This window comes from Streptomyces sp. STAM6 (assembly GCF_054963715.1).
This window is the reverse complement of record NZ_JBUEFZ010000021.1, coordinates 49,786-63,886: the sequence shown is the minus strand read 5'-3', so window position 1 is coordinate 63,886 and position 14,101 is coordinate 49,786. Positions and strand designations below refer to the sequence as shown.

Annotated in this window: 12 protein-coding genes; 2 read left to right on the top strand and 10 right to left on the bottom strand. The window is 73.5% G+C overall.

All coding sequences use genetic code 11. The annotated features are described in order from the left end of the window. Positions 1–29 precede the first annotated feature (29 nt). From ACY34K_RS22745 to ACY34K_RS22700, 10 genes are all read right to left on the bottom strand, one after another. Complete coding sequence (locus tag ACY34K_RS22745) at positions 30–434, bottom strand: aggregation-promoting factor C-terminal-like domain-containing protein (protein ID WP_462749963.1); 405 nt, start codon at positions 432–434, stop codon at positions 30–32. A 306-nt stretch (positions 435–740) separates the two neighbouring features. Next, positions 741–1,622, bottom strand: coding sequence for an ECF transporter S component (locus ACY34K_RS22740; RefSeq protein ID WP_462749960.1), 882 nt, complete (start codon positions 1,620–1,622; stop codon positions 741–743). Next, entirely contained in the window at positions 1,586–3,487 is a 1,902-nt protein-coding gene (locus ACY34K_RS22735; RefSeq protein ID WP_462749958.1) for an ATP-binding cassette domain-containing protein, read from the bottom strand. Before ACY34K_RS22735 ends, ACY34K_RS22740 begins: the two co-directional genes overlap by 37 nt. After that, entirely contained in the window at positions 3,484–4,578 is a 1,095-nt protein-coding gene (locus ACY34K_RS22730; RefSeq protein WP_462750093.1) for an energy-coupling factor transporter transmembrane component T, read from the bottom strand. The genes ACY34K_RS22735 and ACY34K_RS22730 overlap by 4 nt, the downstream gene beginning before the upstream one ends. Beyond that, positions 4,575–5,255, bottom strand: coding sequence for an SCO2322 family protein (locus ACY34K_RS22725; RefSeq protein WP_462749956.1), 681 nt, complete (start codon positions 5,253–5,255; stop codon positions 4,575–4,577). The genes ACY34K_RS22730 and ACY34K_RS22725 overlap by 4 nt, the downstream gene beginning before the upstream one ends. Further along, the gene (locus ACY34K_RS22720) at positions 5,252–6,544 is read right to left on the bottom strand and encodes a prenyltransferase/squalene oxidase repeat-containing protein (protein WP_462749954.1); all 1,293 of its coding nucleotides are present in this window, start codon (positions 6,542–6,544) and stop codon (positions 5,252–5,254) included. Before ACY34K_RS22720 ends, ACY34K_RS22725 begins: the two co-directional genes overlap by 4 nt. Before the next feature lie 276 nt (positions 6,545–6,820). Further along, positions 6,821–7,912, bottom strand: coding sequence for an MBL fold metallo-hydrolase (locus ACY34K_RS22715; protein ID WP_462749951.1), 1,092 nt, complete (start codon positions 7,910–7,912; stop codon positions 6,821–6,823). Positions 7,913–8,133: 221 nt separating this feature from the next. Then, complete coding sequence (locus tag ACY34K_RS22710; RefSeq protein ID WP_462750091.1) at positions 8,134–9,000, bottom strand: trypsin-like serine protease; 867 nt, start codon at positions 8,998–9,000, stop codon at positions 8,134–8,136. Between the two features lie 430 nt (positions 9,001–9,430). Beyond that, positions 9,431–10,096 carry a response regulator gene (locus tag ACY34K_RS22705; protein WP_462749949.1) on the bottom strand — a complete coding sequence of 222 codons (666 nt, stop codon included), beginning with the start codon at positions 10,094–10,096 and terminating at the stop codon, positions 9,431–9,433. Positions 10,097–10,119: 23 nt separating this feature from the next. Further along, positions 10,120–11,316 (bottom strand): sensor histidine kinase, encoded by a 1,197-nt coding sequence (locus ACY34K_RS22700; RefSeq protein ID WP_462749947.1) that lies wholly within the window; start codon positions 11,314–11,316, stop codon positions 10,120–10,122. A gap of 166 nt (positions 11,317–11,482) precedes the next feature. Here ACY34K_RS22700 and ACY34K_RS22695 point away from each other — a divergent pair, with 166 nt between their 5' ends. Beyond that, positions 11,483–12,592, top strand: a complete 1,110-nt coding sequence (locus ACY34K_RS22695; RefSeq protein WP_462749945.1) for a glycosyltransferase 87 family protein — start codon at positions 11,483–11,485, stop codon at positions 12,590–12,592. Then, entirely contained in the window at positions 12,589–13,875 is a 1,287-nt protein-coding gene (locus ACY34K_RS22690) for a glycosyltransferase family 4 protein (protein WP_462749943.1), read from the top strand. Before ACY34K_RS22695 ends, ACY34K_RS22690 begins: the two co-directional genes overlap by 4 nt. Positions 13,876–14,101 lie beyond the last annotated feature (226 nt).

Sequence of the window (14,101 nt, the reverse complement as noted above, 5' to 3'; positions counted from 1 at the left end):
CGCCCGCGTCTTCGCGGGCTGTGGCCGGATCAGTACCAGCCGTTGGCCTGCCAGTGGGCCCAGGCGCCGCACGGGCTGCCGTAGCGGTCGTTCATGTAGTCCAGACCCCACTCGATCTGGGTGGCGGGGTTGGTCTTCCAGTCGGAACCGGCCGACGCCATCTTCGAGGCGGGCAGGGCCTGGACCAGGCCGTAGGCGCCGGACGAGGCGTTCGTGGCCGACGGGTCCCAGCCGGACTCGTGGTCGACGATGTTGCTGAAGCACTGGTACTGGCCCGCCGGGACCATCTTCTTCGCGATGTCCTGAGCGGAACCCGCGGCCGAAGCGGGAGCCGTCGTACCCAGCACCGCACCGGTCGCACCGAGCAGCACGGCGGCACCGGCGACGACGGACTTCTGGCGGGCGGAGAAACGGCTGGCGAGCGAGCGGAACACGTAGCAGACCTAACGTCGGGGACATGGGGCGTCACCGGGCGGAGGCATGCCGGAACCACACCAGGGGGTGGGGGAGGCGGCTGCCAGAGGCGCTGCGATGCGAGCGGCGCCCGGCGACGTCCACCAGACAACCAGGCCGGTTCTGCCGCCGCAACGCCCCCATGTACTAAAGAGATCCGGAGCCGGGGAGAAGGCCGGGGCCCGCCCGCGGGGCGATCAGTGCACGTGGCGACGGGAAGAAGGGACGTGGTCGGACCGCGCCGAAGGCCTACTACCCGCCTTCGTGTGTGACCTGGGTCCTGTGGGTCACCTCACCCTTTGAGGGCCCTTTGGGGTGCTTGGGGGGCCTTCGAATGTGACCTGCGCCTCGAAGGCGGCCCGTCGAGTCGCACGCCGAAGGGCCTTCAGGACCGTTGATCCGATGGTCAGCACCAGCACAACGGTGAGGGCGGCCCGGCCCAGGTCCCAGCCCAGCGACGTCGCCGCGCAGTACGCCAGGAACCGGACCAGGTTCTCCTGCAGCGGATCACCCGGGTGGAAGGAGATCCCGCTCGCCATGCCCTGGAGCGTCACCCAGCCCTGCAGGTTCATGACCGTGCCGTACGCGAACGCCGCCAGCGCCCCGTACAACGCCAGTGCCAGCAATTCGCCGCGGCCGCGCAGGCTCACCGGCCCCGGCAGCAGACCGGCTCCCATCGTGAACCAGCCCATCGACAGCATCTGGAACGGCATCCACGGCCCCACCCCTCCGGTGAGCAGGGCGGACGCGAACATCGTGACCGCGCCCAGGACGAACCCGAAGCCCGGCCCCAGCACCCGGCCGCTCAGCACCATCAGGAAGAACATCGGCTCCAGACCGGCCGTACCCGCACCGAGCGGGCGCAGCGCCGCCCCGACCGCGGCGAGGACACCCAGCATCGCCACCGCCTTGGCGTCCATCCCGCTGTCGGCGATCGTCGCGACGACCACCGCGACCAGCAGCGGCAGCAGCAGGGCGAACAACCACGGCGCGTCCTGGGAATGGTCCGCCACCCCCGACGAGCCGTCCGCGAGCAGCGGCCAGCCGAAGGCCATCACCCCGATCACCGTGATCAGCGCCAGGGCCGCCACCGAACGCGGACCCAGGCGCACCGGACGCGCCGACCGGGCGCTCACAGCGCGGCCTCCACCTGCGCGACGGTCAGCCACGGCCGCGGGGCGAGGATCTTCGCCACCTGCGGGGCGAACGACGGCGACGACATGACGACCTCGGCGGACGGGCCGTCGGCGACGACCTCGCCGTCCGCGAGGATCACCACCCGGTGCGCCAGCTCCGCCGCGAGCTCCACGTCGTGCGTGGCCATCACGATGGCATGCCCCTCCGCGGCCAGGCCCTTCAGCACGGTGACCAGCCGGCTCTTGGCGGCGTAGTCCAGGCCCCGGGTCGGCTCGTCCAGCAGAAGGAGGGAAGGCCGGCCGGTCAGCACCACGGCCAGGGCGAGGGCCAGCCGCTGCCCCTCCGACAGGTCCCGCGGATGGGTGCCGTCCGCCACACCCGGCAGCAGCTCGGCGACCAGGGCCCGGCACGCCCCGGGCCCGGCACCCGCGTCGGTGTCCGCGGCGGCGCACTCGGCGGCCACCGTGTCCGCGTAGAGCAGGTCACGCGGCTCCTGAGGGACCAGCCCCACCTCCCGGATCAGCTCCCGCGGTGGGGTGCGGTGCGGCGTCCGGCCACCCACGACCACGCTGCCGGAGGCGGGCTCGACCATCCCGACGAGCGCGCCGAGCAGGGTCGACTTGCCGGCGCCGTTGCGTCCCATGAGCGCGACGGTCTCGCCGGGCGCCACCGAGAGGTCCACACCGCGCAGCGCCTCCACCCGGCCCCGCCGCACGGAGAGCCCCCGCACATCGGCGGCGGCGCGCGCCCCGGCCTGCCGGACGAGCGGTGTTCCCGCCCGCCCCGGCCGTGCGGCACCGCCGTCGGGCGCGGGCCCCTCGCCGGTCGGCGCCGCTTCGTCGGCCTGCGCGGACCGGCGGTCCGCCGGCCCCGCGCCCGCCACCGCGCGCAGACGCGCCCACAGCCCCCGGCTCCGCGCCACGGCGGTTTCGGTGTCGCCCGGCACCGGTCCCCGCGCGTCCGACGGCGCGCCCTTCGGCCCGTCCGAGGCGGTCGAGGCGGTCGAGGCGGCCGGGGTGGCCGGGGTGGCCGGGGTGGTCCGGGTCGCGCCCGGCGGGGGTGGTGGGGGAGGCGGGGTGACGCCCGCGAGGCGATCCCGGAGGGGGGCCGCCCGGCGCCGGGCGTCACGGACCGTGAGAGGCAGGGGGGACCAGCCGGCCAGGCGGCCGAGGGCGACCACCGGGGGACGGACCGGGGAGAGCGACATGATCTCCGCCGGGGGACCGAGGACCACCGGGGCGCCCGGGGCGGGCAGGAGGGCGACCTGGTCGGCGTACTGCACCACCCGCTCAAGGCGGTGCTCGGCCATCAGGACCGTCGTGCCCAGGTCGTGGACCAGCCGCTGGAGGACCGCCAGGACCTCCTCGGCGGCGGCCGGGTCGAGGGCCGAGGTGGGCTCGTCCAGGACGAGGACCCTCGGGTGCGGGGTGAGCACCGAGCCGATCGCGACCCGCTGCCGCTGGCCGCCCGAGAGGGTGGCGATCGGCCGGTCGCGCAGGTCCGCGAGGCCGAGCAGGTCCAGCGTCTCCTCCACGCGGCGCCGCATCACCTCGGGTGCCAGACCCAACGACTCCATGCCGTACGCCAGCTCGTCCTCCACCGTGTCGGTGACGAAGTGGGCGAGCGGGTCCTGGCCGACGGTGCCCACGAGATCGGCCAGCTCGCGCGGCCGGTGCGTGCGCGTGTCACGGCCGTCGACGGTGACCCGGCCGCTCAGGGTGCCGCCCGTGAAGTGCGGCACCAGGCCCGACACGGCGCCCAGCAGGGTCGACTTGCCGACCCCGGACGGGCCGACGAGCAGCACCAGTTCACCCTCGGGGACGGTGAGATCGACGTTCCGCAGCGTCGGTCCACCGGCGTCGCCGTAGGTCACCGAGACGTTCTCGAACCGGATCACGCGGACTCCTTGGGAACAGGGGCGACGAACGCGGGCAGCAGGCCCAGCAGAACGGACAGGGCGGGCCACAGCGGCAGGGTGGGTGCCGTCAGCGGCACGACGCCCGGGTGCAGGGCGGCAGGGTCACGGACGCCCGCCACGACCATCAGCGCGGCGACCGCCGCCCCCGACCCGGCGACCAGCCACGACCGCGGCCCCCAGCGGTCCGGCCGGTACCGGGTGCGCACCGAGCGGCGCCCGCCCAGGCGCAGGCCCGCGACGGCGGCGAGCAGACCGGCGGCGACGAACGGCAGGCCGTACGAGGTGCCTTCGGCGGTCAGCAGGCCGTACATGCCCACGCACACCCCCAGCAGACCGCCCAGCGTCAGCACCGCCGTCACGCGCCGCACCGCCGCCGGGACCCGTGCCGTGCGGCCGTAGCCCCGCGCGTCCATGGACGCCGCGACCGCGATCGACCGCTCCAGGGCACCCTCCAGTACGGGCAGCCCGATCTGCAGCACCGCCCGCACCCCGCCCGAAGGGCGCCCGCGCAAGCGCCGCGCCGTCCGCAGCCGCACCACGTCGGCCACCATGTTCGGCGCGAAGGTCATGGCGACGACCACCGCGACCCCCGCCTCGTACAGCGCGCCCGGCAGCGACTTCAGCAGCCGCGCCGGATTCGCGAGCGCGTTCGCGGCGCCCACGCAGATCAGCAGCGTGGCCAGCTTCGCCCCGTCGTACAGCGCGAACACCAGCTGCTCGGCCGTGACCCGGCCGCCGATCCGGACACCCTGCGCCCACTCGGGCAGGGGCACCTCGGGCAGCGTGAACAACACGCGCGAGCCGGGGATCGGGGAGCCGAGGAAGACCGAGAACACCAGCCGTACGACGAGGACGGCGAGCCCGAGCCGGACGAAAGCGCCGTAGGACCTGGCCCAGGGCGCGTCGGTGCGGCGGGCCGCCACCACGTACCCCGCGACCCCGACCAGCAGTCCCAGGAGCAGCGGGTTGGTGGTGCGGGACGCGGCGGCGGCCAGGCCGAGCGCCCACAGCCACCAGGCGCCGGCGTGGACGGCGTTGGAGCGGTTCGCCTCGGGCGCGCGCAGCGTCATCGGCGCCGGCGGCGGGTCCGCCACACGGCGGCGGACCCGAGAACGAGCACGGCGGCGCCGCCGGCGAGGAGACCGAGGGCGGGACCGGAGCCGCCCGCGTCCCCCTCGGCGCGCGGCTCGGCCGCCCCACTGGGCTTACCGGTGGGCTCGGCCGTGGTCTCCTCGGCCGACACCTGTTCGCCGCAGCCGGTCCTGGGATAGCCGGAGATCGCGCACAGCAGGGCCTGGCTGTTGTACCGCAGCGGCTCGGCCACCGCGGCGAGGGCCTCCGCGCTCGTCGCGTCGGGGCGGACCTGTGCGCAGGCGACCCGCTGGGCCGGCGGGGGCCCGGAACCCTCCGGCGCGTCGGCCGGCGTGCCGAAGTCGATCACGAGCGCCACCCGCTTGGTGCCGTCCTTGGCGGGCGTGGCTCCGCAGATCGCCCGGAAGCCGGGGGCGTGGCGCGGCTGCGCGGCGTCCTTCGAGTCGGCGCTGACCGCGAACCGGAAGCCGTTGACCTCGCCGTCCGCGGGCCGGGCCGTGGCCGGGCCCTGGGTGGCGTACGTCCACGTACCGTCGTCGCCACCCTCCCAGAACGACCAGTAGCGGTAGCCGGCGGCCCGGGCCGGCCCCGCGCCGAGCAGGGCCAGGGCGGCGCACAGCGCCAGGACGAGCGCGAGGGGCCGGGCGCGGGTCACAGGCCGCGGGTGCGGTTGCGGGCGCTGATCAGGAAGCCGATGCCCATGCCGGCGACCAGGCAGATGCCCACGACCAGCCAGACGTTGACGTCCTTCTTCTCGCCGCCGTCCTCCTTCTCCCTCTTCTCGTCGCCCGCGGGTGCGTCGGGGGCCGACTTGGGGGCGGGGCCGGTCGCGTTCAGCTGCCGTACGAGGTCGGCGCCGCCGAAGTCGCGGGCGTCGGCCCCCACCGTGTGGGCGGCGAGGATCAGCTGCGCGTACGCGGCGGGGCCGGCCTCCTTGGCCCAGGCGGCGGAGTTCTTCTCCAGCCAGGCCACCGCGCCGGCCGCCTTGTCGCCGTGCCCCGCGGCCCCGAGGGCGACCACGGCGTCGGCCGTGTTGCCGAAGTCGGGCTGGGGCGCGGTGTTCTCGGCGCCGGGCATGGGCGGCAGGTCGAGGTGGCCGGTCTTCGCGAGGGCGCCGGCCAGGTGGGCCGCGCCGTTGCGGGCGGCCCGCTCGGCGGTCGGCTTGGCCGGGGTCTCGCAGGTGGGCTTCTGGTAGGGCTTGACGCCCCGGGTCTGCAGGTCCTTGCCGAGCCCGGCGAGCACGGCCGCGGCCGTGGCGTCGTCGTTGGCGACGAGCTTGCCGGCCTTGTCGGGCTGGTAGGCGAAGGCGCCCCCGCCCGGCTCGGCGTCGCACGTCAGCGCGAACGTGAGCAGCGCGTCGTAGGGGGTCCGGCCCCCGGACGACTTCACGTCGCCGGGCTGGTGGCCGGTCGCGGCGAGGGCGCTGGTGACCAGCGAGGTGGAGTTGGCGTCGCTCGGGCCGCCGGGGTTGTAGCTCCAGCCGCCGTCCTTGTTCTGGACGCCCTTCAGCCAGGCCGCGGCCGCGCCCATGGCCTTGGTGACCGGATCGGGCTTGCCGTCCTCCGTCTCGGGCCGGTCGACCCCGGCCAGCGCCTGCAGGGCGACGGCGGTGGCGTTGGTGTCCAGGACCGTGGTCGCGTCGCAGGTCTTCGCCGGGTCGGGGCGGTACGCGGCGAAGGCGCCGCTGTCGCACTGCTGCCCCAGCAGCCAGGCCACCGACTGCTCGGCCGGCTCGACGCCGGAGACCCGCTGGGCCATGAACGCCAGTGACTGCCGCCACACGCCGTCGTAGGTGGGATCCTTCTTGCCGTACAGGCCGGACGGGAGCGCGGGCACGGGGCTCGGCGAGGGAGCCGCGTGGGCGGCGGGGGCGACTCCGGCACCGCCCGTGAAGAGCACGGCGGTGGCGGCGAGCGCTGCGGCGCCCCTGCGGACGGTGGTCATGACGGGTGGCCTCTCCTGCGTGCCGGAACCGGCACGCGAAGGCACCAGGCTCGGCTCCGTATTCCTCGACGGTGCCGGCCACCGGGCGGATCCCGGTGGCACGAGCCGGTCACGTCCGGCACGGGGCAGTCCGGCTCACCGCCGGTGACAGCGGCTTACGGATTGGGGTCTCCCCTGCTCGAGCGCAGCCGAGAGCCTGGGGAAGGGTCAGCGCCGGATTTGCACCGGCTTCCCCCCGTACGGGAGTGATGACGACTCGCACACTCTACCGGTGGGTCATACAGCCAGGTAGGTCACGGGGGAGCTGCCCGCCACGGCCTCGGCGCGCCCCAGCTCGACCAGCCGGCGCAGGTGGGCCTCCGCCTCGGACACCGCGATGTTCCGCGAGCCGGGCGGTATCTCTCCCCAGGGCCGGTTCCACTCCATGCGCTCGGCCAGCTGCCAGGGGGTGAGCGGCGTGGTCAGGAGCGCGAGGAGGCCGGTGAGCCGCTCCTCGTGGTGGGCGAGCAGCTCGGTCACGCGCCCGGTGGCGTCGGTGAAGGCGTGCTGGTGGGCGGGGAGCACCTCGGCGACGCCGAGCCGCCCGACCCGTTCCAGGGAGTCGAGGTAGTCGCCGAGAGGGTCCCCCCGGCTCGAGCGGGGCCGAGGACTCGGGGGCGGGTCCGTGACCGTGGCGTCGTCGGGGTCCTCGTACAGGCCGATGTGCGGGGTGATGCCGGGCAGTAGGTGGTCACCGGAGAAGAGCCGGCCGAAGCCGCCCGTCCGGCGGGCCGGGTGGTCCTCCTCCAGATGCAGGCAGACGTGCCCGGGGGTGTGGCCGGGCGTCCAGACGGCGCGCAGTCTGCGGCCCGGCAGGTCGAGCAGCTCGCCGGGGACGATCTCCCGGTCGGGCAGGGCGGGCCGCGGCAGGGGCAGTTCCCGGGCCCGCCGCCCCGCTCCTGCCCGCCGGAGCGGGGCGGTGTGCTCGTCAGGGGCGCCGGCCGCCGTGAGTTTGTGGACGAGGTAGTCGATCCAGGCGCCGGGCTCGGCGTCCCGGGTGCGGCGTACGACCGCGGTGTCGGCGGGGTGCATGGCTATCCAGGCACCGGACGCCTCCCGCACCCGGCCGGACAGGCCGTGGTGGTCGGGGTGGTGGTGGGTGAGGACGACGCCGTGGACGTCGTGGACGGAGGTGCCCAGCGCGGCGAGGCCCTCGACGAGCACGGACCACGACGTGGGGTCGTCCCAGCCGGTGTCCACCAGCACGGGGCCGCGGTCGGTGTCGACGACATGGACGAGCGTGTGCCCGAGCGGATTGTCGGGGATGGGAACCCGAATGCCGCGCACGCCGCCGCCGTGGTCGGTCACCTGCGTCGTGGAGCGCGTCATGGGGCGGACCTCGTCTCTCCGCGGCGGTACGGCCATTGCCCACTATAACGAAAACTGACGAAGCGTCAGGCCGGGTGGGGTCCCGCCCTGCCGAGTACTCCACGACCTGCTCCGGTGCGGTGGTCGTAGCGCGTTGTCGGCCGTGCCCGGCCGCCTGCGGACGTCCGTAGGCACTCAGCGCTTCAGCGATCCGCACGCTGCGCCGACCCGGTCGGCGACCGTCAGCAGGTACCCAGGTTCCTCCAGTGGGTCCCTCCAGGGTCTGCGCCGGCCGGGGGTGTGCTGGGCTCCTGGCTGGTCCACCACCGCGCCTCCCACCTGCTGCCGTTGTGCGAGACGACGGCTTGTGCCGCGTAGTGCCTGGTCCTGTCCCAGGCGGGAGCAGTGCAGGTCTCGACTCGGCCGTCCTTTTCCCAGTGCAGTCCGGTGGTCTGCTCGATCCACGGCAGACTGTCGGCCACGCTGGCGTACTTGCCGAAATCGCCCGATCCGGCGGACACCACGCCGACCTGCTTGCCATCGAGGAGCAGCGGTCCACCGGAGTCCCCGCGCCTGAATTGGCCGGTGACCTTGGTGGTGCATATGGCCGGCCCGTTGGCCGAGTCCTTCCCGGCCCACGTGTCCTTGCAGTTCGGGTCGACCCTGGTGACCCGAACCTTCGCGGTCTTCAGCGTGGTCGACACATGGTCGGGCTTCTCCCCGACAAGTCCCCAGCCGAATATGTCACCGGTGTCGCCGACCTTCGGGTCGGTGCCGGCGAGGGACACCGGGGCGGGCGCGGCGTCGCTGCTCAGCTCCAGCAGCGCGATGTCGTACCCCGCCCGGATGTGCTTGGCCTTCACTGCCAGGGCCGTGCCCTTGTTTCGTTCCAGATTTCCGGTGCGGACCTGCCAGGACTTCGTCACTTTGCCCTGGACGCAGTGCGCTGCGGTGAGCACCCACTTGGCGTGGATGAGCGTCCCCCCGCACTCGCCACCGGTCTGGACCTGGACCATGCCCGTCGGCGCTTCTGCGGCGGTAGCGCTGTCGCCGTCTTCGACGGCGTGGACCGAAGCGGAAACAGCTGTGATTGCCGCAAGACCAGCCACAAGGCCGACGGCGATTTCATGACGACAGCGCAACACGATGTCTCCCTGTTGTGTGCCGGCGAACCGTGAAGTACATCGACGACGGTCGGGAAGGCGACCCTGGCTGAGCGCACGTCAGTCTTCCCAGCCGTTCGGGACAGAGGTCGTGATCAATCACGGGAGCCGGCGGTGATGGGTGCTGATTGGGCGATGGATACCTCTGAGGAGGGCAGCCCCTGTGTCATGTCCCGTCGGCTGAGCGTGATGTGCATCAGAGTCCGAAGTCTGGGTCCATTCCATTCATGTGCTTGACAAGAGCCAGGGTGCGGCTGGTGGACTCGCTCTTGCCCGACGCGGGTCCCGAATCGGCGAGTGCGGGTAGAGCCGTGGAGCCGGGGGCGGCGGGCCGTGTGCCCCGTGGAGGCCCAGTGGACCGGGAGGAAACAATCCCTCAGCCGGCCCTGCCTCCCACGCGCACCAGCCCCCACTCATAGGCCGCAATCACGGCCTGCGCCCGATCCCGCAGTTCCAGCTTCGCGAACAGCCGGTTGATATGGGTCTTCACGGTGTGGTCCGTGATCGTGAGCCGGCTCGCGATCTCCGCATTGGACAGCCCCCGGGCGATCAGGGTAAGCACCTCCGCCTCACGCGCCGTGAGCTCCCCCACGGAGTGAACCGGCAGCCGAGAAGCCCGCGCATGCACGAACTCGCCGATCACCCGCTTGGTGATCTCGGGCGAGAGCAGCGCGTTCCCGGCCGCCACCACGCGCACCGCGTGCAGCAGCTCGGGAAAGGTGGCGTCCTTGAGCAGAAAGCCGCCCGCCCCGGCCGCGAGCGCGTCGTACACGTACTCGTCGAGGCCGAAGGTCGTCAGCATCAGAACCTTCGTCGTGCTCCCGGACCCGGCCAGAATCTCGCGGGCCGCCTCGATGCCGTTCTTGTGCGGCATCCTGATGTCGAGGAGCGCCAGATCGGGCCGGGTCTCGGCGGCGATGCGTACCGCCTGCACACCGTCCTCGGCCTCGCCGACGACCTCGATGTCCTCCTGGGTGTTGAGGAGGTTCACAAAGCCGGTGCGGACGACCGCCTGATCGTCGGCGACCAGTGCTCTGATCACATCCAACTCCTTCTCCACGCCGATTACCCGGTCCCCCAGGGAAGCTCCGCCTCCACCAGGAAACCTCCGTCCGGGCCCGCGCCCGCGCTGAGCCGGCCGCCGACCAGGGCCGCCCGCTCCCGCATCCCGGTCAGGCCGTGGCCCGCGCCGGAGCCTGGACCGGAACCCGGGCCGGGGCCGTCGTCGTGGATGCGCAGCGTGAGCAGCCGGTCGGCGCCGTAGCCGATCTCCACCACGGTACGGGCGCCGGGCGCGTGCTTGCGCGCGTTGGTCAGCGCCTCCTGGGTGATCCGGTAGGCGGACAGCTCCCACGCGGCGGGCAGCGACACCCGCTCCCCGGTGACTCTCAATTCGGCCTCGCCGCCCACCGCCCGGTGCTGCTCGACCAGTTCGGCGAGATGGTCGAGGGTCGGCTGCGGGGCGGTTTGGGCCGCATCGCCCGTCGGGGTGCGCAGGACGCCGAGGAGGCGGCGCAGTTCGGCCATGGAGGAGCGGGCGGTGCCGGCGATCTGCTGGAAGCCGTCGCGGGCCTCGGGGGTGAGTCCGGGGGTGGTGTACGTGGCGCTCTCGGCCTGCACGGCGATCATCGAAACGGAGTGCGAGACGATGTCGTGCAGCTCACGGGCGATGGCGGCCCGCTCGGCCTCGGCGGCGTGCTGCCGCTCCACGGCGATCAACCGGGCCTGGGCCAGGTCCCGTTCCTTGCGGGTCTCCTCACGGGAACGCACCGCGTCACCCATCATCACGGCCCCGAAGATGACCACGGTCAGCAGGAACGACTCGGTGAACAGACTGAGCGAGCCCTTCTCCCAGAGCGCGGGCACCGGCAGGTCCATCCGCGACCAGGTGTTGATGTGCACCAGGTTCACGCACAGGGCCCCGAGTGCGGCGCCCGCGACGGTCACCGCCGGGTGCAGTACACGGTTGCGGCCCAGGGTGTAGCAGCCGATCAGCCCGCTCGCCGTGATCGAGACGTACAGATTGACGTCCCCGGCGAAGCCGAGCAGCCCCGCGGCGACCGTGAGCACCGCGAGGGGCGGGAACGCCCGCCGCCACATCAGCGAGGCGGAGGAGACGAGGACCCCGATCGTGGTGGTCACGGATCCGGGAAAGGCGATCAGCTCCACCACGGCACCGACGGTCAGGGCACCGCCGGTGACCCAGGGGTAGGCGGGCGCGGCGATCCATGAGCGGAACCGCTGCTGAAGGCACGTACGCATCCATCCATGGTCCGTGCCGTCGTCGGTGCGCGCGTCGCCGCACGGGTTGAGCCTGCGGCCGGATGTCATGCCACGGGTTGAGTCCCAGGTCCGGAGTCTCGGTTGACGCCCTGCGACCTGCGGATTCCTACCGTCGATGGATATGCGGCAGAGTTTTGAACAGTACATGCGATGCATTCGGTACGTACGTCAGGAGCGGTACGAGCGGTACGCGTGGGCCGGCTGCGCGGTCGTCGCGCTGGGGCTCGCCATGGCCTCGGATCTGCGGCCGCACCGGTGGTGGGGGGTGGTGGCGGGGGCGTGCTACACGGTTGCGGCGGTCCTGGCGTGCGGTGCGAGCTCCCGCCCCGCCGCCCGCGTGGTCGCGGTGGCGGGTGCCGTCGTGGTGCCGCTCGTCTCGCTGGTGACGGCCGGGCTCGGGCAGCTGGAGGTCACGGTCGTCGAGCGGTCGGGGCACCTGCTGCTCACGACCGGCAGCCCGTACGTCGCCGACCCTACGGCCGTCGCCGACTTCAACCCCTACCTGCCCGGGATGGCGCTCTTCGGTGTGCTGCCCGGGGACGCGCGCTGGTGGATGGGCGGCGCCTTCGTGGCGGCCCTCGCCGCGGCCGGCCTGTACCGGGCCCGGCTGCTCGCCTGCCCTCTGGTCGCGCTGCCCCTCGCGGTGGGCGGGATCGACCTTCCGGTCGTCGGCCTGATGTGCCTCGGGGTCGTGCTCGCCGGGCAGGGGCGGCCGGGCCGGGCGGGGCTGGTGCTCGGCGCCGCGGCCACGCTCAAGTGGACGGCGTGGCCCGCGCTGCCCGTGGCGCTGGCGCTGATCGCGGCACGCCGGGGCGGTCGGCCCGCGCTGCGGTACGCGGCCGTGGCCCTGTCCACCGCGACGGCGGCGGTGCTGCCCTTCGCCCTCGCCAACCCCTCCGGCTTCTACCGGAGCGTCGTCGCCTTCCCGCTGGGCCTCACCGACGCCACCTCGCCGGCCGCGAGCCCGCTGCCCGGCCATCTGCTTGCGACGCACGTCCCCGGCGGCAGGGTGATCGCGCTCGCGCTCCTCGCGGTGAGCGCGCTGCTGATCGCGCTGTGGCTGGTGGTGCGGCCGCCGGGGACGGTACGGGCGGCGGCCGCCCGGCTCGCGCTCGGTCTGGGCCTGGCGACGGCCCTGATGCCCGCGACCCGCTTCGGCTATCTGGTGTATCCGCTGGTGCTCGGGGCGCCGGCGTACCGGATGCCGCGGCGCGGCACCCCTGTCCCCCCTTGCGGGGAGAAGGCCCTCGTATGACGAACAACTCCCGCCCGCGCACGCTGATCGTCACCAATGACTTCCCGCCCAGGCAGGGCGGCATCGAGACTTTCGTCCGTGAACTGGCCGACCGTTTCCCGCCCGACGAGGTGGTCGTCTTCACCTCGGCGCCGAGCCCCACCACGGCGGAGTCGGCATCCGACGAGTCATTTCCCTACCCGGTGATCCGCCACCGGGTGCGCACCCTCCTGCCCACCCCCCGGGCCACCGCGCACGCCGCATCCGTGGCCCGGCGGTACGGCTGCGACCGGGTGTGGTTCGGCGCGGCGGCGCCGCTCGGCCTGATGGCGGGCCGACTGCGACGGACGACGGACATCCGTACCGCCGTCGCCACCACGCACGGCCACGAGGTGTGGTGGGCCCGCACCCCCGGGGCCCGGGCCCTGCTGCGGCGCATCGGCACGGATGTCGACGCCCTTACCTGGCTGGGCGCGAGCACCCGCCGGCCGATCGAGGCGGCCCTCGCTCCCGGGACCCGCTCCGCACGTCTGGTCCCCGGCGTGGACACCACGGCCTTCCACCCCTTCCTCGACGGCGGTCCGGTACGGGCCCGCTACGGCCTGGGCCGCCGCCCGGTGATCCTGTGCGCGGCCCGGCTGGTCCCGCGCAAGGGCCAGGACACCTTGATCAGGGCCTTGCCCTGGATCCGCAGGGCGGTCCCGGACGCCATGCTCCTCCTGGTCGGTGACGGCCCTTACGCCCCCGCCCTGCGCCAACTCGCTCTGGCCGAAGGCGTCTTGGACTCGTGTGTCTTCGCGGGCGGCCACCCCCACCACACGCTTCCCGCCTTCTACGCCGCCGCCGACGCCTTCGCCATGCCCTGCCGCACCCGACGGCGCGGCCTGGAGGTGGAGGGCTTGGGCATCGTCTACCTGGAGGCCGCCGCGTCCGGACTCCCCGTCCTGGCGGGCGACTCGGGCGGCGCCCCCGACGCGGTACGCGACGGCGAGACCGGCCATGTCGTCGACGGCCGCTCGGTGGCGGCGACGGCGGACCGCCTGACCAGACTTCTCCGCAACCCCGAACTCGCCCGGGCGATGGGCGAGAAGGGCCGCCACTGGGTCCGGACGGAATGGACCTGGGACCGCTCCTACGCAACTCTGGCGGGGCTGCTCCATTCGGCTCCCGCCGTGCTGAGTCCGTCCAGGACCACGGCGAGAGTCGGCGTACCGGCCACCCCATCCTCGTTGGGGGCGGCTCCACCGGGTCGGGTGTCAATGGCGACGCGCATACTCGGTCCTCGTGTCGATACAGCGGGGTGACGCGTCGACCCTCCACCACTTCGAGCGTATGCGGGTCGTAACGGCGTCGGGCTGTCGGTGGAGCGGCTCACGGCCGGAGACGGCCCAGGCAGCATGACAGCGGCCCAGGCGGCATGACGACGGACCCATCGCGGCTGAAACCCGCTGGTGGGGCCCATTCGGTCCTGAGTCTGGCCAAGTGTAACTAGAACTGGTATCAGTTCTGAAACACCGTCAGACGCCGGAA